The 21,148-nt window shown below is 56.2% G+C and carries 17 protein-coding genes and 1 pseudogene; 12 read left to right on the forward strand and 6 right to left on the reverse strand.

The genetic code is table 11. From position 1 onward, the window contains the following. Window positions 1-38: 38 nt before the first annotated feature. The 4 genes from E8D52_08750 to E8D52_08765 form a co-directional block, all read right to left on the reverse strand. Window positions 39-1,436 carry a radical SAM protein gene (locus E8D52_08750; protein TKB69054.1) on the reverse strand — a complete coding sequence of 466 codons (1,398 nt, stop codon included), beginning with the start codon at window positions 1,434-1,436 and terminating at the stop codon, window positions 39-41. 83 nt (window positions 1,437-1,519) lie between these two features. Next, a complete protein-coding gene (locus E8D52_08755; GenBank protein TKB69055.1) occupies window positions 1,520-3,586 on the reverse strand; it encodes a universal stress protein UspA in 2,067 nt (688 codons plus the stop codon). Window positions 3,587-3,787: 201 nt separating this feature from the next. After that, window positions 3,788-5,410 carry a radical SAM protein gene (locus tag E8D52_08760; protein TKB69056.1) on the reverse strand — a complete coding sequence of 541 codons (1,623 nt, stop codon included), beginning with the start codon at window positions 5,408-5,410 and terminating at the stop codon, window positions 3,788-3,790. Window positions 5,411-5,494: 84 nt separating this feature from the next. Next, on the reverse strand, window positions 5,495-6,271 hold the full coding sequence (locus E8D52_08765; GenBank protein TKB69453.1) for a class I SAM-dependent methyltransferase: 777 nt from the start codon (window positions 6,269-6,271) through the stop codon (window positions 5,495-5,497). A 484-nt stretch (window positions 6,272-6,755) separates the two neighbouring features. Between E8D52_08765 and E8D52_08770 the strand changes: the two genes are divergently transcribed. After that, window positions 6,756-8,357 carry a hypothetical protein gene (locus tag E8D52_08770; protein ID TKB69057.1) on the forward strand — a complete coding sequence of 534 codons (1,602 nt, stop codon included), beginning with the start codon at window positions 6,756-6,758 and terminating at the stop codon, window positions 8,355-8,357. Window positions 8,358-8,367: 10 nt separating this feature from the next. On the opposite strand, the gene E8D52_08775 is transcribed toward E8D52_08770, so the two are convergent. Together E8D52_08775 and E8D52_08780 are read right to left on the reverse strand one after the other, a co-directional pair. Next, window positions 8,368-8,742: a type II toxin-antitoxin system VapC family toxin gene (locus E8D52_08775; protein ID TKB69058.1), complete on the reverse strand. Its 375-nt coding sequence runs from the start codon at window positions 8,740-8,742 to the stop codon at window positions 8,368-8,370. After that, window positions 8,718-8,987, reverse strand: a complete 270-nt coding sequence (locus tag E8D52_08780) for a hypothetical protein (GenBank protein ID TKB69059.1) — start codon at window positions 8,985-8,987, stop codon at window positions 8,718-8,720. The genes E8D52_08775 and E8D52_08780 overlap by 25 nt, the downstream gene beginning before the upstream one ends. A gap of 85 nt (window positions 8,988-9,072) precedes the next feature. Here E8D52_08780 and uvrA point away from each other — a divergent pair, with 85 nt between their 5' ends. The 11 genes and pseudogenes from uvrA (at window position 9,073) to E8D52_08835 (ending at window position 21,131) form a co-directional block, all read left to right on the forward strand. Next, entirely contained in the window at window positions 9,073-11,580 is a 2,508-nt protein-coding gene (uvrA, locus tag E8D52_08785) for an excinuclease ABC subunit A (GenBank protein ID TKB69060.1), read from the forward strand. A gap of 383 nt (window positions 11,581-11,963) precedes the next feature. Continuing rightward, window positions 11,964-12,272, forward strand: a complete 309-nt coding sequence (locus tag E8D52_08790; GenBank protein ID TKB69061.1) for a DUF485 domain-containing protein — start codon at window positions 11,964-11,966, stop codon at window positions 12,270-12,272. 29 nt (window positions 12,273-12,301) lie between these two features. Continuing rightward, entirely contained in the window at window positions 12,302-14,008 is a 1,707-nt protein-coding gene (locus tag E8D52_08795; GenBank protein TKB69454.1) for a cation acetate symporter, read from the forward strand. A 79-nt stretch (window positions 14,009-14,087) separates the two neighbouring features. Then, window positions 14,088-14,219, forward strand: coding sequence for a hypothetical protein (locus E8D52_08800; GenBank protein TKB69062.1), 132 nt, complete (start codon window positions 14,088-14,090; stop codon window positions 14,217-14,219). Between the two features lie 202 nt (window positions 14,220-14,421). Beyond that, window positions 14,422-14,601, forward strand: a pseudogene (locus E8D52_08805) (transmembrane signal peptide protein). Between the two features lie 45 nt (window positions 14,602-14,646). Continuing rightward, entirely contained in the window at window positions 14,647-17,115 is a 2,469-nt protein-coding gene (locus E8D52_08810; protein TKB69455.1) for an ATP-binding protein, read from the forward strand. Window positions 17,116-17,259: 144 nt separating this feature from the next. Then, window positions 17,260-18,468, forward strand: a complete 1,209-nt coding sequence (locus tag E8D52_08815) for a PAS domain S-box protein (GenBank protein TKB69063.1) — start codon at window positions 17,260-17,262, stop codon at window positions 18,466-18,468. Then, window positions 18,452-19,093: a response regulator transcription factor gene (locus E8D52_08820; protein TKB69064.1), complete on the forward strand. Its 642-nt coding sequence runs from the start codon at window positions 18,452-18,454 to the stop codon at window positions 19,091-19,093. Before E8D52_08815 ends, E8D52_08820 begins: the two co-directional genes overlap by 17 nt. Window positions 19,094-19,343: 250 nt before the next feature. Further along, a complete protein-coding gene (locus tag E8D52_08825) occupies window positions 19,344-19,973 on the forward strand; it encodes a response regulator transcription factor (GenBank protein TKB69065.1) in 630 nt (209 codons plus the stop codon). A 163-nt stretch (window positions 19,974-20,136) separates the two neighbouring features. Continuing rightward, window positions 20,137-20,868 carry a response regulator transcription factor gene (locus E8D52_08830; GenBank protein ID TKB69066.1) on the forward strand — a complete coding sequence of 244 codons (732 nt, stop codon included), beginning with the start codon at window positions 20,137-20,139 and terminating at the stop codon, window positions 20,866-20,868. Between the two features lie 11 nt (window positions 20,869-20,879). Next, window positions 20,880-21,131 (forward strand): response regulator, encoded by a 252-nt coding sequence (locus E8D52_08835; protein TKB69067.1) that lies wholly within the window; start codon window positions 20,880-20,882, stop codon window positions 21,129-21,131. Window positions 21,132-21,148: the final 17 nt, after the last annotated feature.

A 21,148-nucleotide genomic window follows, 5' to 3' on the forward strand; every position in this document is an offset into this window, starting at 1 on the left:
CGTTGAGGATGGGCCTATAGGTCTTCATCCCTGACGCCTTATCCCTTACCCGTTACGTCAAAGTTAAAGACAGGTGCGTCATTGCCGAATCGCTTTTTGCGTAGCTCTTCCATGAGTTCAACGGTGATAAGCGGTACATTGTTTTCACGGGCGTGCTTTTCCACGCCTTTCTTCACCATCGCACGTAGGAAGTAGGGAATACGGCTCAATCGGAGAGCAGACGCATCGTCCCACGCGACATCGGTCTCTTCCGTGACATTGAACGCCACTTTAATTTTCTCGCCGCCTTTCGGGGTGTAGAGGCACCACTGATCTTCATCCAGCCAGTCGCCGTGGTCGACATAGGGGCGGGCGCGGCACCCCCCGCAGATGTCAGTATATTCGCAGTCACCACATTTCCCCTTGAGTTGGGGATAGCGAAAGGAGTTGAAGATATCCGATCGTTCCCAGAGATCAACGAAGCTCTGTTGACGGATATTCCCTGCCGACAATGGCATATAGGGACAAGGGGTTAACTCACCGTTCGGCGTCACTCTGGCATAGTTGGTGCCTGCCAGGCATCCTCCCCCCATATATCCGGTCGCCTTCGTGATCGGGGAGTTAGGGTCTTTCTCATAGGCCAGCCGCTTGAAGTGCGGAGCGCAACGGGCACGGACCAACATGCCTTTGTAATTATCTTGGCATTCAACGAGGTAGCCAAGGACCTCTTCATATTGAGCGGGAGTGATATCTGTCAGCTCTTCGCCTCGTCCCGTACACACCATAAAGAACACGTTCATGACGCGGGCGCCAAGTCGGTGCGCCCAGTCAATGACCTCAGGCAGCTCCCGATAGTTCATCGGCTGAGCACTGAAATGCACTTGAAATTGGAGGCCATTCCGCTTGCTGGCTTCAATGCCGGATACTGCCGCTTCCCACGCTCCTGGAACGCCACGGAACGTATTGTGTTTTACGGCGTCCAGTGAATCAATGCTGATGCCAACTCCCATCACGCCAATTTCTACAAGCGTTTTGGCCATCTGGTCATCGATCAGCATCCCGTTTGTGCCGAAGACCACCATAAAGCCAAGTTTAACGGCGTAACGAGCAATGTCGAGAATGTCAGGACGCACTAGTGGTTCGCCACCAGTAATGACGAGAAGACACCCCTTATTCACTTCTGCGATCTGTTCAATGAGCCGATAGCACTCTTCGGTGCTCAGCTCGTCGTCCCCACCGGCTGCTTTGGTCGTCGCATCGAGATAACAGTGATTGCATTTGAGGTTGCAACGCTTGGTCAGGTTCAGCGCAACGAGGTAGGGCTTGAAGTCGTCAACCGTCCGGCCATCAAACGGTCCTTCCCCCTTTGGAGTGGGGGTGAAGAACTGGGCAATTTGTTGCTGTAAAGAGCCCAAGACACCTGAAGGACCATTGAAGATAGGAAGAGATTTACCCATGGTGTATTGTATCGGGTGCTGAGAACGAAGATTCGTCAGAGGAAGGCGCTGGGGGCCAGCACCAAAAACTCAGCACGTGAAACTTATCCGCGTCCTTTTCCGGTGAGGTCGGCAATCATGTCCTTGAGATTACCAGTCTTCATCGCTTCGGCCATATACCCCTTTGCCTGCTCGATCCCTTCATCGGCGACCTCAATCGTGATCAGAGTCGCACCGATTTTCTCGGCATGCTTGAGAATGAGCGATCTGGTGCAATCCCGCATGAAGCCTTCCGGAGCTCGATCCAATCTGGCTTGTGCGTCGTCCGTCCAGGTGTAGGGCGAGGCGGCTTCGACATGACCATTCGCCTCATTCCCGTTTGACGCTGCAACGGTGGCTTCTGCTATCGGCGAGGTACCGGTGCCTTTGTTGGAGAAAATTGGCGTATAGTCTTCGGATGCGGCCTCTTGAATGGTCGGCGCCGCATATTCAAGCGTGATGGTCGTCATGCCTAATTTCCGTGCGCTCTTTTCAATCCTGGCCTTCGCACGTCTCCGTTGGAAACCAGCAGGGACGGCACGGATCGCTTCTTTTGCATCCTTGGTCCATTGCATTGGCACGTCGTCGTAGGCCACGTCCGTTTCCAATTCACCTTCAGTTGTCGCGGCTACTTCAAAAATCTTCTTATCGACCTGTTTGAATTTCGTCCCATCCGCACTGCACACCGGACATTTGACCGGGCTGTCTCCCTTCCCGATGTAGCCGCAGCCGTCACAGACGAAATAGGTTTGCCCCATGCGGTCTAGGTAGGCCTGTGTGGAGGCGCTGATCTCTTTGGGTTTCTCCTCAACGATCTGGGTCATGATTCCACTCAATGTCGGACCCATGAGATCTTTGGTCACGCCCTCATCGGCTTGCATCTTGTCACGGTCGATACCCGCTGCGTCCAAACTGCCGCCAAGGGCGCGCATAGCGTCCATGGCACCTTTTGGAAGAATGTGTCCGATCGCGGTGTCAACGACGGTATTACTGATGATGGTATGCCCTTTTTCGATGGCATACCGATGAATAGCCGTCTTTGCCACGCCGCGCGCGAAGACCGGGATTTTTTCCATCCGCCGCAGCGCTTCTTCTGTCCAGGCAATGGTGTACTCGGCCTGGGTATCGATCGGAGGCACGTACTTGCGGTTGGAGATCAGCACATTACAGGGGGCGCTCCTCAACAGATTCTCGGTGTTGCTGCCGACGTCCATGTCCTCGTCGCTATGGACGCCGATGCGCCCGACGATGAGCAAGGCCGGGACATCTTTCCGGACGTACTGAATAATTTTTTCGAATGCTTTTCCGTCCAGCAATGTCGTTTTCACATCTGTTTGCTCGGCCTGGGCGATTTCGCGGGAAATGTCCAAATGAGACTGGTAGATTTTAGCCAAGCCGCTGTCGATAATTTCTTCGTGCAGCTTTTCTTGCTCCTTAAAACGAAAGACTTTACCGGCTTCTTCGTTCAGAACACCTGAAATGCTGTGGAATGCCGCGTAGTGGAAGTAGGGATCAAAGGCCGCAATCGCCTCCACCGGCATATTGAAGGCCTTGCCGAGCGCTAAGCCGGTCATCAGTCCGCCAAACGAGTAGGGGCTACCGTCAACAGCCACGACGATCTTTCCGCCGGTTAGTGGCTGAACGTTCTTAATGATCAGCATGTCGGAGTTACGGACCCGGCGGACCACGCGCTCTGTGTTGCTGCCGATGACGCTGTCTTTGACCGCTCCGACCCCCAACGCGCCCATGATGACGAGGTCATACCCGTTGGTGTTGATGTCCTCGGCCAGCACCTTCCAGTTCCGTCCTTCGAGCGATCGCCGTTCAATGGGGAGATTCGCTTCGTTACATTTCTTGTCGACGTAGTCGAGGTAGGAGTCAGTGATGATTTGGAGTCCTCGGGTAATCAGCGAGTCGTGGATCTGGCGCTGACGGTCAAGTTCTTTCTCGTCATGGTATTCCTCCGGGAGGCCCGCTTCCATCTGCTTGAAGCGTTTATCATGCATCTTCGCCGCGTAGACATGGCTCCCTACGATCTTCGAACCGAAGGTTTTTGCCAAATGAACGCCGACATCAACGGCTGTATTGGAGTGGTCTGAATTATCGACCGGGATATAGATTGTCTTATACATTGAGGCGCCTCCTTAAGGCGCGAATTGGTCAGAGGAGAGGAGTCGTAATTGTATGAAAATAAGAATGATTAACGTGCTAACAACGCCTCCAAAGATGCGGGATGATAGCACTGGCTCAAACGGGAATGCAAGGTATCAGGAGGGACATGTTGAGTGTAAAGAAGGTGCATTTGTGGTCAATGAAGGAGGTATGACGCCTGTTCACCTGGTAGAGGTGGCTCTTGGTTCAGCCATCTGTGAAGGCGAGGGGGTTGGTCTGCTGGAACGGATGATTTCCTCGATCGAAAGCAAGGCGTCCCGTCCGGAATTGCCTTCGATCCCTCTGCTCAGGTTTTGGTCGGCATAGGCCGGTTCTCCCGATGACTGGGACAGGGATCCGGTCCATCGACGGGGATCTCGGCTACCTTGCTTCCGTTCCCAGGCGCGGAGACAAGCCTTGGCGATAATCTTGTTGAGAGGGGCAGGGTTATAGAGAAGCTTCTTGATACTGCTCGGCGTCAACATCAAAGGGTTATAGCCAGCCGACAAATACCCCTCTTCCAGTAGGCGTTGTTCCAGGTCGGTATTCGGTTGGATGCCTAAGAAAAACATCAATGGAAACACACGCTCTTCGCCAAGAATCGAGGCCACCATCTTGTAGGATTCGACGCTTTGAAGCAGGCTCTCTTCCGTCTCCTTAGGGCTATTGAGGGAATAGTTGAGGATAACCTTGCCCTTGAAGCCGGCCTCTGCCAAATAGCGGCAGCCATCGTACAAGCGTTCCAGCTTGAATCCCATGTGCAGATTGTTCAGAACCTCCTGTGAACCGGAGGTGATGGCCACCTCCAAGTCGCCGACCCCTGAACGGACCATCAGCTTGGCAAACTCAGGGGTAATCAATGAGGTTCTAATGTAGCCTGACCACTCGATCTCGAGTTTTTCCGCCACAATTCGCTCAAGGATTTCCGTACATTGCGGATAGGCTTCCTTGCCCGTAATGAATTGGGCATCTGTGAACCAGAAACGACGGGCACCCCACTGATGGTAATGCTGCGAAATATCTTTGACGACCATCTCCGGTGGACGGTACCGCACTCGTTTGCCTTCAATGTAGGGATAGAGGCAGAAGGCGCAGTCATATGGGCAGCCTCGCTTGGACTGCACACCGATCGATTCACCGATATATTCCCCATATTGAGGGAAGATCGAGGTGAGATAGGGCAGATCGACCGTGAGCGCATCTAACAGCGCGGGGGAACCCTGCTGGCCTTTTCGGATCTGGTTACCTTCTTTGATAATGTACCGCTCATCTTCAATCGAGCGGCCTTCAATGACCTTCAGGATGGCGTCTTCCCCTTCGCCAAGGATGCCGATTGTGCCTTCCGGGAGTTTTTCGATCAACTGATCGGCAAACGCCGTAAAGGCTCCACCGCCGATCATGATCTGGGATTTGGGGAACTCCTTGCGGATCAGCGCCGGGTACGACAGGATCGTATAGATGTGATTGTAATAGCGATAGAGCTGCTTGACGCCTGCGATGGAGGCGGTGATTCGCTTGAACGGGTTGCTGGCAAAATAGAAATTAAACGCATGCTCTAACGACGAATCGCCCTCATGCGGTGAAAAGATTTGAATGTCTCGCCATGAGAAGCAGACCAGGTCAGGCGTGAACTCCGTCGCGGCGTCGCGAATGGCTTGGCTGCGCTGTGCGACTGGAAACAAGGAGAGATCGAGAATACGTTGACGTACATCCGGTTTTCGCCGGTGGATGAAATCCGCCAAGTAGGTGATCCCAATGGGATAGACCATCTTGCAGGGGAGGAAGATGTAGAGAATCGAAGTCATGGTCGAGACGCTATTAGGTTGAAAGGTGAGCGCGTGTGAACCTTAAAAATCTGATGACTTGTTACCTTGTTAACGCGAGCACTCTCATTTCGTGGCGACGTGGATTGCGACAATGCCGCCGCTGAGGTTCTTGTACGACACCTGACGAAACCCGGCATCGCGTAGGACTTGGCATAACCGTTCTTGGTCGGGAAATGTCCGGATGGACGCGGGAAGGTACTCGTAGACGCCGGTGCGATCACGGGCGACGATGGTACCGACCCAGGGTAGCAGTTTGAACGAATACCAATCATACAAGGTTCGTAACCAACCGAATACCGGACGCGAAAACTCCAAACACACAAAGCGCCCACCGGGTTTCATGACACGGCGAATTTCTCGCACGGCACCTGGTAAATCCCCGACGTTGCGCATGCAAAAGCCTGTGGTGACTGCGTCGAAGGTGTTGTCCCCGAATCCCAGATGTTCCGCGCTGGCCTGCAAGCAGGTGACTTTGTCGGTGAGTCCTTTGCCACCGATCTTCTTGAGGCCTTCGGCCAGCATCGCATAGTTCAGGTCTGACGCGATCACACGTCCCTTGGGTCCCATTCGAGATTCGAGTAGAAGGGCGAGGTCGGCCGTACCGGATCCGACATCGAGTGCGATCCCCCGTCCGACGGGCGTAATGAAGGACGCGGTAATCTTCTTCCAGTGATAATGCAGGCCGAAACTTAACAGTGTGTTATTCAGGTCGTAGGCGCCGGCAATCGAGGTGAACATCCGCTGGACGGCATCTTCTCGGGCCTGGCCGGACCAGGTGGATACCTCCTTCGCCGGGGCCTTAGAATCCTGTATCAATGGACGAGGGTCTGTTCCCACCATTTGACGGTGGTAGCACCCGGTTTCAAGCTTTGTCAAGGTAGCCAGTCGCGACACCATTTGTTATAGTCCTGCGGCTTCCGCACAAACTCCGCTGTTGTCGAGAGATGCCGGTCATGACCTTGCCTACCCAATTTCATGTCTTCCTCAGCGCCGTCTCGTCGGAGTTTCGGCTCGAACGAGTCTAACGAGAGAACTGGCTCGAGAAGAAGGGGCTCCGTGTCTCCTCGCAAGAGAAGTTTTATCAAGGGGGCAACCCTCTGGCAGACGCTGCAGGATGAACGGACTTGTTGTCAGGCCATCATTTCCGTCATCGTGGTCGATGCAGTGGCAGGGGGAGGGGATGGACAAAGTTCTTCCGCATGATCGAGAGCGGGAACCTGGCTCAAGAAGAGCAAGGCAGTGATGGTCTTGTGATCACACTTGATCTGTAGGGTGCAGCTAGTAATACTGTGCCCTTAACTATCATTCGTATCCGCTCAAGGAGATTCTCTTGGGTGAAACGCGCGTTGATCTGCAGCATTTACTCGAAGACCTGCGCGATGCCTATCCGGGCGCGCTGGAAGAAACGATTCTGACCGAAGTGGTGGCCAATTCGCTTGACTCCGGCGCGACCGGTCTCAGGTTTATCGCGGATCCCGCGGCATTGACACTGACCATCGTCGATGACGGGTCGGGCATGAGGCGGCGGGATCTCGTACGGTATCACGACCTGGCTGCCAGCACGAAGACGCGCGGACAGGGCATCGGTTTCGCGGGGGTCGGAATCAAACTTGGTCTACTCGTCTGTGAAGATGTCGTCACGGAAACTCGGCGCGGTAAGGAACATGTGGCAAGCCGTTGGCACCTCGCTGGGCGGCACAAGGCACCGTGGAGATGGATTCCTCCGCCTGGATTGGTGACCGATCACGGCACCGCGGTGCAACTGAAACTTCAGAACGCGCTCTCACCCCTCCTGGATGAAGGATATCTTGAGGGGGTCTTACGCAGACAGTATCAACCATTGCTTCAGCCCGAGTTCGATGAGGTGCTTGTCGCCTACTACCCGAAAGGTTTCCAGTTTGAGGTCAACGGGCGTGTTCTGGAGCGTCAGTCGGCTCATGGCATGGATGTCTCGAAGCTTGCGGTCTGTCTTGCAAGAAAACGGAAGCCGGTAGCCGTCGGCTATTTGGTTCGAAGCGAGTCTCCGCTTCCTGAAGATCAGCGAGGACTGGCGATCAGCACGTTTGGCAAAGTCATCAAGCACGGGTGGGACTGGTTGGGGATTACACCGGCTGCACCCGAGAGAATTGTCGGGATGATCGAAGCGCCAGCGCTGGCTGCGGCGCTGACGTTGAACAAGGGAGATTTCGTCCGTGTCGGCGCCAGAGGCGCGTTGTACCTGGGGTATCGAAAGGCCATTCAAGAGGCGGTCTCTCAACGGTTGACTCAGTGGGGAGATGTTCGCGAACCGGACGACAAACCCGGCCGACGAACCATGCGGCCACTGGAGCGTGATTTGGAAACGGTCTTGGTGGATCTGGCCGAGGAGTTTCCCCTGCTGGCGTCCTTGGTTGAACACCGGGCAGGTGGCCAGAAGCGGTTGCCGATCGGACGGTCGGAGGCAGCGGAGAGCGGCCAGGGGCTGCTTGCTGCATCAATTATGGGTGACGCCGAGGTGTCTGAAGACACCGGCACTCCTCCGACCACGCCACAGGAACCATGCACAATTCAGCCACCGGGGGAGGGCACGCAAGGCGCAGCGCAACGTGAGTCGGAGTCATCGCCCGGCGCGGCGGTCGTGCCGGGTGCCAAAGCGCGGTCTCGACCAGGTCGGTACGGGCTCACCATTCGGTTCGAGTCGCATGAGGGAGATCCGGATCTTGGCCGTCTCGTCGAGTCCACCGTCGTCATCAACGACGCGCATCCCGCGTATCGGCGTGCCGTGGCGTCTCGTTCGGAGGGGTATCACATTGCGCTTGCGGTCGCGTTAGCATTGGCTCGTCTGGCTGTGCCGCCCGCAGAGGCGCATGAGTTTGTCACGGCCTTTCTGATCCGCTGGGGTGAAGCCCTCGATGGAACCCGCCGCAGATTCCGCAGACGGTCATAGTCCACGAGTCTTATTCCCCAAATAGGATCAAGCCGGGCACGATCTGAAAGTGACGTTTGTTTCGTGTCATCAGGGGAAGGTGCTTGACAAGGGCGGTGGCGGCAATGAGGGCATCCCCTTTCTCAAGTGCTGGGTGCCGGCGGCGAAGGTCAGAGTATCGTGTGGTGATGGAATCGGAGAGAGCGATGAGACGGCATTGGGCCAATTCGGCCAGAATAGCGGCGCGTTCGTTGTCGCGGAGACCAGGCTTGGTCAGGAGCTCTTTTTTTGTGATGGCTGAATAGTAGACCGTGAAACGGCTGGAATCGAACAATGCATGGAATCGGCCGGTGTTGAAATAATCAATGAAAATGTCGGTGTCTACGAGGACTGAGATTTTTGCCATGCCACAATCTCATCCAGAAATGCCTCGTCAGATTGCTTGCGTCCTTGCTTTCGCAGCGCGCTCACATAGGCGGCGCTGTCGTCGACATCGGTGTGCCCGTACGGGCTGAATTTTTCCCTCACAAGGCCTTCCAGCAACGTGACTGGATACACGCCTCGACGCTTGGCAGCTTTGACGACCGCGCTTTTTAACGCCGGATCGAATGAGAGCGTCCACTTTTCTTTTTTTAGTGCGACCTTGGGCATATTGTCTCCGCTTGTGTCGTACGTATACTAGACGTACGGTTCGATAGTGTCAACAATATGTCGTGAATGCTATAATCCCGCGCCTATGGGAAATTCGATCGTCATCAAAGGGGCGCGGGAGCATAACCTCAAAAACATCGACGTAGAAATTCCACGCGACAAGCTGGTGGTGATCACCGGCTTGAGCGGGTCAGGCAAGTCCTCGCTTGCGTTCGATACGATCTATGCGGAAGGACAGCGGCGCTATGTCGAGTCGCTCTCCGCCTATGCCCGGCAATTTCTCGAACAGATGGGGAAGCCGGATGTCGATTCGATTGAAGGTTTGTCTCCCGCGATCTCGATCGAACAGAAGAGCACCAGCCACAATCCTAGATCTACCGTAGGCACGGTTACAGAGATTTACGACTATCTCCGGCTCCTCTTTGCCCGCGTTGGGCGCCCCTACTGTTTTCAATGTGGAGAAGAGATTACCGCACAGACCGTGCAGCAGATGGTGGACGCGATTGCCTCAGTGCCGGAAGGCATGAAGTTCCACATCCTTGCCCCGATCGTGCGTGGGCGAAAGGGTGAATATCGGAAAGAACTGCTGGAGATGCGAAAGGCGGGCTATGTTCGTGCGCGTATTGACGGCAAGAGTGTCGATCTTGGGGAAGATCTCACACTCGATAAACAGAAGAAGCACACGATTGAGATCATCGTCGATCGATTAGTGATGAAATCCGGCGAGGCACTCCTGCGGCGGCTGGCAGATTCTGTCGAAACATCAGTCAAGTTGACCGGCGGGCTGGTCGGCGTATTGACGGACGATGGCCAGACCAGGCTCTACAGCGACCGGTTGGCTTGTATCAAATGTGGCGTGAGTTATCCGGAGGTCGAGCCCAGAATCTTTTCCTTCAATAGCCCGCACGGGGCTTGTCCAGCTTGTGACGGCATCGGCTATGCCATGACACCAGGTGGCCAGGAGGAAGAGGACTTCACGCTACTGGAGCCCTGCACAGTCTGCCAGGGGGCCAGGCTCAGACCAGAAAGTCTGTCCATCAAATTAGCGAAGCAGTCGATCGCCGAGGTGACCAGGCTTTCCGTTCGGGCAGCGGTGGATTTTTTTCTCTCATTGAAGTTTACCGACCGTGAGCTCGTGATTGCGCATCGGATCCTCAAAGAAATCCGCGAACGGTTAGGGTTTCTCGTTAATGTGGGGTTGGACTATCTGACGCTCGATCGGGCGGCAGCGACGCTGTCTGGCGGCGAAGGGCAACGGATCAGGCTTGCCACGCAGATCGGGTCAGGCTTGGTGGGGGTGTTGTACATCCTGGACGAACCGTCGATCGGACTCCACCAGCGCGACAATCGGCGATTATTGCAAACCCTGCTTAGATTGCGAGATCTCGGCAATACAGTGGTGGTAGTCGAGCATGATGCCGAGACGATGATGGCGGCTGACCACGTCTTGGATATGGGCCCAGGCGCGGGGTCGCAGGGCGGGCATGTCATCGCGCAAGGGACGCCGCAGCAGATCATGGGCGACGCCAACTCATTGACCGGTCAATACTTGCGTGGAATTCAGACCGTCTCAGTACCTCAACGGCATCGAAAGCCGAGAGGGACACTGTCGGTCGTGGGGGCACAAAAGCATAATCTAAAGAACGTCACGGCGCGCATCCCGATGGGCCTGTTCACCTGCGTGACGGGGGTCTCTGGATCAGGGAAAAGTACGCTGGTACTGGAGGTGCTCTTCCATTCTCTCTCGCAACTGCTCTACCACAAGAAGCCGAAGATCGATGGGTGCAAAGACCTCAGGGGTGTTGATGGGCTCGACAAGGTGATCGATATCGATCAATCGCCCATCGGGCGGACACCGCGGTCGAATCCTGCCACCTATACTGGCCTGTTCGGGTACATCCGCGATCTCTATTCCAATCTGCCAGAGTCACGTGTCCGTGGTTATAAGCCAGGACGTTACAGTTTTAACGTGAAGGGTGGACGGTGTGAGGCTTGTCAGGGAGACGGGCTCATCAAGATTGAAATGCATTTTCTGCCCGATGTCTATGTGACCTGCGAAGTCTGTAAAGGCCAACGCTACAACCGTGAGACGATGGAGATTCTTCACAAGGGCAAGAGCATCGCCGATGTCCTGAACATGACGGTGGACGATGCATTGGAATTCTTTGAACACATTCCGTTGATTAAGACGAAGCTCCAAACCCTGCACGATGTCGGCTTGCACTATGTGAAGCTCGGCCAATCGGCGACGACACTCTCCGGCGGGGAAGCCCAGCGCGTGAAACTGTCGCGCGAACTCTCCAAACGTGCGACCGGGCGGACGATGTACATCCTTGATGAGCCCACAACGGGTCTGCACTTTGCTGATGTGCAGCGATTGTTGGATGTGTTGGATCGACTCGTTCAAGCCGGGAACACGGTGCTGGTGATCGAACATAATTTGGACGTCATCAAGAATGCGGATTGGATCATCGACCTTGGGCCAGAGGGCGGAGATCGCGGCGGTGAGATTGTCGCCGAAGGGCCGCCGAAAGAGATTGCGAAGGCGAAGCGGTCGTACACGGGGCAGGTATTGAGGGAAGCGGGGGTGTGATCGGGGCTGGTTCCCGCCGGACCGTAGGCTGTCGAGGTGCCTGTCCCGATTCACGATTGGATTCCGCCGCAAGGCGCCTGTTCCCCACCAAAAGTCCAGCAGTGTCGTTCCTGTCGCTGATCATCGTGCGCCCTCATACCCTGTCTAGTGTGCCGGGTCGGCGCCATCTGAAAAATCATACATTCCGTTTCTCCCCGCTGTGAGAAGACGGCGAAGGTGTGGCTGATCGCGTCGATGGGGAATGAATAACGGAGCGGCGCGTAGAAATCGTCGTGTTCTTGCAGCAGAGCCACGTTCACGTGACAATGCCCTCTACCCGAGCGATTGGTATATCTGTGCAGAGCTGAAGATCGGTTTTGAACCAATGATGTCGAGGAAGCGCTGTGGATGCTGAGTTAGTCACGCGAATTGCGAAGAGTCCGAACTATCAGGCGTTGAAAGCCAAGCGAACCCGCTTCGGCTGGCGGCTAACCCTGGTGATGATGGTTGCGTACTACGGCTTCATTCTGCTGGTGGCATTCAACAAGAGTGTTCTGTCGCAGAAGCTTGGCTCCGGCGTGATGACCCTGGGTATTCCAATCGGCTTTGGCCTCATCGTGTTCACAATCGCGATCACCGCGTACTATGTGAATCGTGCGAACCGCGAGTTCGATGCGTTGTCCGACGCCATCGCCAAAGAGGTGCGGGAGTGATCGGTCTGCAGCGCACGTATCTCACTGCGGTGCGGTTCGGTCTGCCCGTGGCGGCGCTGTGTGTTCTTGCTGGATCGGTGTATGCCGCAGGTCCGGATGCTGGCCAGACACAGAAGCAGACGATCAATTGGACGGCAATCTGCATGTTCGGTGTGTTTGTCTTGCTCACGCTGTTCATCACGAAATGGGCAGCGGCCCGAACCAAATCGGCGGCTGCGTTTTATACAGCGGGTGGAGGCATTACGGGTTTTCAGAACGGTCTGGCGATTGCCGGCGACTACATGTCTGCGGCATCGTTCCTGGGCATTTCGGCAGCGGTCATGGCGAGTGGCTACGACGGCCTGATCTATTCAATCGGATTTTTGGTTGGCTGGCCCATCCTCACGTTCCTGATGGCCGAGCGCCTGCGCAATCTTGGCAAGTTCACCTTCGCCGATGTCGCCGCTTTTCGGTTCAAGCAGGCGCCAATCCGCATCTTTGCAGCCTCCGGCACGTTAGTGGTGGTGGCATTCTACCTGATCGCACAAATGGTCGGCGCCGGCCAGTTGATCAAGCTCCTGTTCGGTCTCGAATACTGGATTGCGATTGTGATCGTCGGCGCGCTGATGATGGTGTACGTGTTGTTCGGCGGCATGACGGCAACCACATGGGTGCAGATCATCAAGGCCTGCCTGCTGCTGGGCGGCGCAACGTTCATGGCGTTCATGGTGCTGCTGAATTTCGGCTTCAGCCTGGAGGCGCTGTTTGCCAACGCGGTTGAGATCAAAGCCGGCCTGGCCACGACGGCTGGCAAGACATCTGAGGAAGCGGCGGCGGCCGGGCAGTCGATCATGGGACCTGGTAACTTCGTCAAGGACCCGATCTCGGCGATTTCGTTCGGCATGGCATTGATGTTCGGGACGGCCGGGCTGCCGCACATCCTGATGCGATTTTTTACGGTCCCGAGCGCGAAGGAAGCGCGCAAGTCTGTGATGTGGGCGACCGGATGGATCGGCTATTTCTATCTGCTGACCTTCATCATCGGTTTCGGCGCAATCACCTTTGTGTCGACCAACCCGGAATTCATTGATGCCAACGGTGTGCTCAAGGGTGGCAGCAATATGGCGGCGGTACACCTGGCCAGTGCGGTTGGCGGCAATGTGTTTCTCGGCTTCATCTCGGCCGTGGCATTCGCCACTATCTTGGCGGTCGTGGCTGGTCTCACCCTGTCGGGTGCATCGGCGGTGTCGCACGATCTCTATGCGACGGTGATCAAAGACGGCAAGGCCGACGGTGCGTCGGAGTTGCGGGTGTCGCGTATGACCACGGTGGCGCTGGGCATTCTGGCCGTGTTGCTGGGTATCGTGTTCGAGAAGCAGAACGTGGCGTTTATGGTGTCTCTGGCATTCGCAATCGCGGCATCGGCCAACTTCCCGGTGTTGTTCATGTCCGTATTGTGGAAAGACTGCACGACCCGCGGCGCGGTCATTGGAGGCTTTCTCGGACTGATATCATCGGTGCTGCTCACGATCGTATCACCCTCGGTGTGGGAAGCTACCTTGGCCTATCCAAAAGGCAGCGCCTTGTTCCCGTACGCCTCACCGGCGCTGTTCTCGATGACGATCGGCGTCGTGGGTATCTGGTTGTTCTCGATTCTTGACCGAAGCAGCCAGGCGGCAAAGGACCGTGGCGGGTTTCTGGCTCAGCAGGTGAGGTCCGAGACAGGCATTGGCGCAACGACTGCATCCGGGCACTGAACTCAGCGCTTGGAAATCGGGTACGGCGACAGATCTCGGGATGTGATAATGGCAAGGGCGTAATGCCTAGAGGAGGCTTATGCACACAGCCTTGTTGCTCACCATCCCCAACATCTTCATGACGTTTGCCTGGTATGGGCATCTGAAGTACAAAGATTTGCCCTTGTGGATCGTGACTCTGGCCAATTGGGGAAATGTACTTTTTGAGTAGTGCCTGCAAGTGCCGGGGAATCAGATCGGGCAAGAGCCCTGGTGATTCATGGCGGTTCGTTACGAAATCACGGAGACACGTTGCGAGGGGGAGCGCGTGGAGACGCGAGGGAAGGAGGCGTACTCTGGCGGAGTACGTTGACTGACTGAGCGGCGAGTCCGCCAGCCGCAGCAGTGTATCCGTGATTGCAGTAGAAGCGTTCATGGATCATCAGGGCTGAGAATTTACGGCAGCCCAATTGAAAACAATCCAGGAAGTGATTACTCTAGTCGTGTGTTGCGCCTTCTCGGTGTGGTACCTCAAAGAGCCACTGAAATGGAATGATCTCGTCGGCTTTGGCATGATGGCCGGCGCCGTCCTCATAATCTTCAAAGAATGGTGAGCGATGCCTACGAAGAAGAGAGAAACCGCGAAGACAACAGATTCGGTGAAGGCCGCTACTGAGCCCTCCGTGGGCGGGTCGGCGGAAGATTTCGAAAAGCTCGGTGTCTTTTATATGGGCCGGCCCTATGATCTCGCGGCCAAACAGGCCAAGCCGGGATGGCTCCTCTACGACTCGAAAGATCTCGTGACGCATGCGGTCTGTGTCGGCATGACCGGCAGCGGCAAGACAGGCCTCTGTCTGGCTCTGTTGGAAGAAGCGGCGATCGATAACATCCCAGCCATTATCATCGACCCCAAAGGCGATCTCGGTAATTTGATGCTCACGTTCCCGTCTCTCAAGGGCGAGGACTTCCAACCTTGGATCAACGAAGACGACGCGCGTAAAAAAGGTTTGTCACCAGCAGACTACGCTCAGACACAAGCAGAACTCTGGACGAAGGGCTTGGCCGGTTGGCAACAGGATGGCGCTAGGATTCAGCGACTGCGGGATGCAGCGGATGTGGCGATATATACCCCTGGCAGCAACGCGGGGTTGCCGGTTTCCATCCTGAAATCGTTCGCCGCCCCAGCTGCCGATGTACGAGAAGATGCGGAGTTGCTGCGCGAGCGTATTAGCACGACCGTCACGAGCCTGCTCGGTTTGCTCGGGGTCGAAGCCGATCCGATTCAGAGCCGTGAGCATATTCTCCTGTCCACGATTCTCGATCAGACCTGGAAGAAAGAAGAGGATCTTGATCTCGCGTCATTGATCCAAGCCATCCAATCGCCGCCGGTGTCAAAGATCGGCGTGATGGATGTTGATTCATTCTTCCCATCGAAGGATCGCTTCGCCCTCGCGATGAAATTGAACAATCTCTTGGCGGCACCAGGCTTCCAGGCCTGGCTCGAGGGGGAAGCCCTGGACATTCAGTCGCTGATGTATACACCGGCAGGAAAGCCACGGCATGCGATCTTTTCCATCGCGCATTTGAATGATGCCGAGCGCATGTTCTTCGTGACGCTGTTACTCAGTCAAATGGTCGGGTGGATGAGAGCGCAATCGGGCACGACCAGCCTGCGCGCACTGCTCTATATGGACGAGATCTTCGGCTATTTCCCACCGGTCTCGAATCCGCCTTCGAAGTTGCCGTTGATGACCTTGCTGAAGCAGGCTCGCGCATTCGGGCTTGGCGTTGTGCTTGCCACGCAGAATCCCGTCGATCTTGACTACAAAGGGCTGGCCAACACCGGCACCTGGTTTATTGGGCGACTGCAGACAGAACGAGACAAGGCTCGTGTGCTGGAGGGATTGGAAGGCGCTTCGAGTAGCGCCGGGAAGAAGTTCGATCGGGGCCGCATGGAGCAAACGCTGGCTGGCCTCGGCAGTCGGATCTTCCTGATGAATAACGTGCATGAGGACGAACCAGTTGTGTTTGAGACGCGCTGGTGCCTGTCCTACCTCCGTGGGCCGCTGACCAGGACGCAGATCAAGACGCTGATGGAACCCCACAGGACTGAGCAGCGAGGACTGAGGACTGAGACTTCTCGCTCAGCACTGAGTACACAGTCCTCAACCCTGAAATCACGTCCCATGCTGCCTCCAGATGTTCCCCAGCATTTTGTGCCGCGACGGGGCTCGAAGCCAGAAGGGAGCGAATTGGTCTATGTCCCGATGTTACTGGGGGCGTCGCAAACTCGCTTCTCCGATTCGAAGAGCGGCGTCGATAGCATGCAGGATGTGACGGTATTGGCTCCCATCGCGGATGGACCTGTTGCCGTCGATTGGGACAAGGCCACAGCGGCGGACTTGGCAGTTGCCGATCTGGAACAGAATCCAGAGGAGGGCGCACAGTTTCTTGCCTTGCCTGCGAGCGCAGGCAAGGCCAAGAGTTATGCAGAGTGGAACAAGGATTTCGGGGGGTGGCTCTTCAGGACGCAAAAAGTCGAGTTGTTTAGAAGTCCGAGCACCAAAGTGGTCTCTCAACCGGAGGAGTCTGAACGAGATTTTCGGATTCGATTGCAGCAAGCCGGGCGGGAGCAACGCGACAAGGGTGCCGAAGCGCTGCGCCAGAAATATGCGTCGAAGATGACCGCGCTTCAAGATCGGATCAGACGGGCCGAACTCGCGAAAGAAAAACAGCAGGCTGAATCCCGCTCCAGCCAAGTGCAAGCGGCGATTTCGGTCGGAGCGTCTATCCTCGGGGCCTTTCTCGGGCGGAAGACCATCAGCGCTTCGAACATCGGGCGCGCCACCACTGCGGTTCGAAGCGCAGGCCGGGTGATGAAAGAGTCGAAAGATGTCGGGGCGGCAGAAGAAAATGTGGCTGCGCTTCAGCAACAACTTGCGGATCTTGAAGCACAATTCAAGTCAGAGTGCGACGTGTTAGCAGCAGCGACCGATCCACTGACCGAAAAGCTCGACTCCGTCTCCATGAAACCCACCAAAGCCAACATTGCCGTGAAGCTCGTGGCTCTCGCTTGGACGCCTCACTGGCGGGACGGCAGAGGGGTGCTTGCATCTGCATGGCAGTAGGGCCATAGTGAGATGCAGAGGGGTTGACGGCTCCCAGCCGTCACTCTGAGTTCCGATCCGTTCTGACCGCTAGCCGTTCACCTCTTGATCCGTTCCGACTGCCACGGTTATACAGAAAAGTACGAAACGTGGACAAGGTGTTGCATGCGGCATATTGAACCGAACGCCCATCTCGGCACCCGTACGCACTCGCGTAAGCAGCGCAGCTCAAGCGAGGCGACGTTCCGTGCCATTTTTGAGCAGGCAGCCGCCGGTATCGCACAGATTGAAACCGTGACAGGCCGATTCATCCTGGTGAATCAACAGTATGGCGATATTGTGGGCTTATCCAAAGCGGAATTAATGGCAACTACGTTCATGGCAATCACGAATGAGGACCATCTGCAGGTCGATCTCCAAAACATGAGACGGCTCAGGTTGGGCGATATTCGTTCGTTCTCGATGGAGAAACGGTTGTTCCGCAACGATGGGTCGTCTGTGTGGGTGAATACGACCGTCTCGCCCATGTGGGCGGTCGGCGAGAAGCCGAGTTTCCATCTAGCGGTCGTTGAGGACATCAGCGGGCGTAAACGAACGGAGGAGGCCCTGCGGGAGTCGTATCGCTGGCTCAACATTTTGAGCCGAGAGGTACGAGTGGCAGAAGAGCGGGAACGGAACAGACTCGCGAGGGAGCTGCATGATGAGTTCGGCCAGGTCCTGAGCGGGCTGAAGTTTGATCTCATCGGCATCGCCGCAACCTTCGCCAAGAATCGTATCGCTCCAGCTGAGGTTGTCCGTGAGAGAGTGATGCGTGCGCTCAGCATGGTTGATCGCCTCTTTGGATCTCTCAGAGGAATGGTCTCGACTCTCCGGCCATCGTTGTTAGAGAAATTGGGGCTTGTGCCGGCTCTGGAGAGCCTAGCAACCGACATACAAGAGCAGTCCGGCCTGCGCTGTCACGTTGTGACGGACCGAGTGAATTTCCAGGCCTGTTGTGGCCTCGAAGTCGAAAGTGCGATCTACCGAATCGCGCAGGAACTGCTGACCAATGTCACCCGCCACGCCAAGGCGACCGCCGTCACGATCACGCTCAGTTGCAGTGATGGAATGGCGAAGTTGATCGTGCAGGATGACGGCTGTGGCTTCACGGTCGGCAAGGTTCCGTCGAAGGGCCGGTTTGGGTTACAAGGGATTCGGGAGCGGGTTGAACTGTTAGGTGGAACGGTGGACCTCCATTCGAGACCTGGCAAGACGGCTGTGACCGTTGGTATTCTGCTCCAGGCTCCATCGAGGCGCGATGGTGCTGCGGTGCCGTCACGGCTTCCGATCTTAGCGACTGCGAGAAAGAAACGTCGCCATGGCAAAGTTAAGTAAGTGTTTGATCGTTGATGACCATCCGATTGTCCGCAGAGGCATTCGAGATCTCCTCCTTGATGAGGGCACCTATTCGGCCATTGCGGAAGTGGGGAACGCGGCGGAGGCGGTAGCAGCCGTCTGCCGTGAACCATGGGATCTCCTCATCCTCGATGTCGCCTTACCGGACAAGCATGGTTTGGAAGTCTTGAAAGAGGTCAAGCTGTTCCAGCCGAAGCTCCCGGTTCTCATGCTCAGCCTGTATCCAGAACGTGAGTTTGCCGTACGCGCCTTGAAGGCCGGTGCGTCTGGCTATCTCACCAAGGACCAAGCACCGTCCGAACTCCTGGTGGCCGTGAAAGAGGTCATGGCGGGCCGGCGGTACATGACCGGTTTGCTGGCAAACCAGTTGGCCTCCTATCTCGACAGTGGCCAGTTGGCTGCGTCGCATGACCTGCTCTCTGACCGGGAGATGGAGGTCTTGCGGTTGCTCGGACAGGGGAAGACCGTCTCGAGCATCGCCAGCGGGATGGCGCTCAGCGTCAAGACCATCAGTACCTACCGCGCCAGACTCCTCGCCAAACTCGAGTTCCGCACGACGGCTGAGCTCGTTCACTACGCGATTGAGCACCACCTGACGATCTAGCCGCCAGGCCGCTACGGGGCTGAGGTCTTGCCGGTCTTGCGCAGCTCCACGTACTCACCATTCAAGGGGGCTATGCCACCTGCTCCACCGGCGTTGAGTCGTACAGATTGAATCCGATCCAGGGATCTGTAGGACGACTACGGACATACCAATGAGTGTCGGTCTGCTATATACGCTCCCTATCTAAGGGTAAGCTCATACTGACGGTTGTCCACGAGAGTCAGTCCATGCCGGCTACGAAGAAGGCAGTATGCGTGTCCTCATTATCGATGACCATCCTCTTCTTCGGCGGGCCGTCCGGCAGCTGATCGAGCACCACTATCCTTCTTCGATCGTACGCGAGGCTGCGAATGCAGACGAGGCGATGCGCATCGTGCGCGCACAGCCGGTGGAGCTGATGATCCTGGACATTGCGCTTCCTGACCAGAGCGGACTGACCTTGCTCAAACACATCAAACAGATTCGTCCCGAGACCCAATGCGTGATTCTGTCAATCCACGAAGATCCTCATTATGTGGGACTCGCGTTGAAACAGGGAGCATCTGGTTACCTCACTAAAGAGTCGGCGCCTGAAGAACTATCTCAAGCGATGAAGGTGGTGCTTGCCGGTGGCCGGTACATCACTGAGGCGTTGAATGGCGTCATGGACGAGAACGGGAGACCCATCGCCGACATGCTGCCCCATCTTCACCTCTCGCCTCGGGAGTTGGAGGTGCTCTCGTTCTTGGCGAAGGGCCGTACCGTCTCCCAGGCCGCCACGCGGTTGAAACTCAGTGTCAAGACTGTGAGCACGTATCGAACTCGGCTGCTCGAAAAGCTGCGCCTTGGAACGACCGCTGATCTGATCCGCTACGCCATTGATCACCAGCTTGTGCAATAGAGATCTCATGATGTCGCGTATGGCTGTAGGACAAAACCTGATTCCAGATCGAGACCCCTTCTGATAATTTCCGTCCGCGGTTTCTGGGTGGCGGGCAGCCAAGAGGAACACTAAGCGAGTGATGGCTGAACCACACGTTTACGTGGGCTGAAGGGCATTCTCTATGAATGGTAAACCACGTGGTCGTCCGTTTAGCCGATCGACAATTGAGCCGCGCAAGATCGCCATACGTCATCCTCGTGCATCGCATCCGATTCGAGTGCTGATTGCCCATGGCCAAGAGCTCGTCAGGCTTGGTGTGCGAGCCATGCTTGATGGGGAAGAGGATTTCGTGGTCGTGGGAAAGGCCGACAGCTCGGCCAGCACGATGTCGAACTCCCGCCGAGGTAAGGCGGACGTGGCGCTGATTGATCCTCACCTCCTTGACGGGTTCTGGACCGAAGCCTATCGCCAGCCGTGCAAAGTTCGCCATGACACACGAATCACCGTGGTGACGACGATGCCCTGCATCTCGTCGGCGTTCAATGCCGTGGCTGAACGAGGTGCGTACTGGTATGAGCTCAGAGAGATGAGCCGCACTGAACTGCTGCACGCGATCCGCGTTGTTGCCGGAAGAGCACCATCCGTCCATTCGGAAATGGCCGATCAGACAGTCGTCCTGCGAGAATCGAGGCTCCACGTGCTGTCTCCACAGGAGCAACGCATGATGCCGCTTGTGGCGGACGGGAAAACGAACCAGGAAATCGCTGTGGAACTCGCGTTATCTCCGAAGACGGTGAAGAATTATATGACGAATATGTTCAAAAAGTTGCAGGTTGCGCGGCGGGCGCAAGCCGCAGCCCTCTATGTGCGCGAACTTCAGCACCGTGCCCAGTGGTCTACGTTTCATGGGTGAGGGACGGATCTATGTCGATCGTACTGGGTGTCGAGTATGATCAGCAGCATCGGGTGGGGATGCGCCAGGTCCTTGAGTACAAGGGATACCAGGTCGAGGAAGCCGGTGATGGGTATGCGGGGTTGGCGCGCATCGAACGAGGTCGGCTCGCGCTGGTTGTGTTGGATCTCTCTCTGCCCAAAGTGAATGGACTCGAGATCATCATCTACCTGCAGGCTCATTCCCCATCTGAGGATACTCGCCATCTGTGCCAATCTGATTGAGGGCATTGATACGTGTC

Origin of the sequence: Nitrospira sp. (assembly GCA_005116745.1) — a bacterium.
Lineage (GTDB): Bacteria > Nitrospirota > Nitrospiria > Nitrospirales > Nitrospiraceae > Nitrospira_D.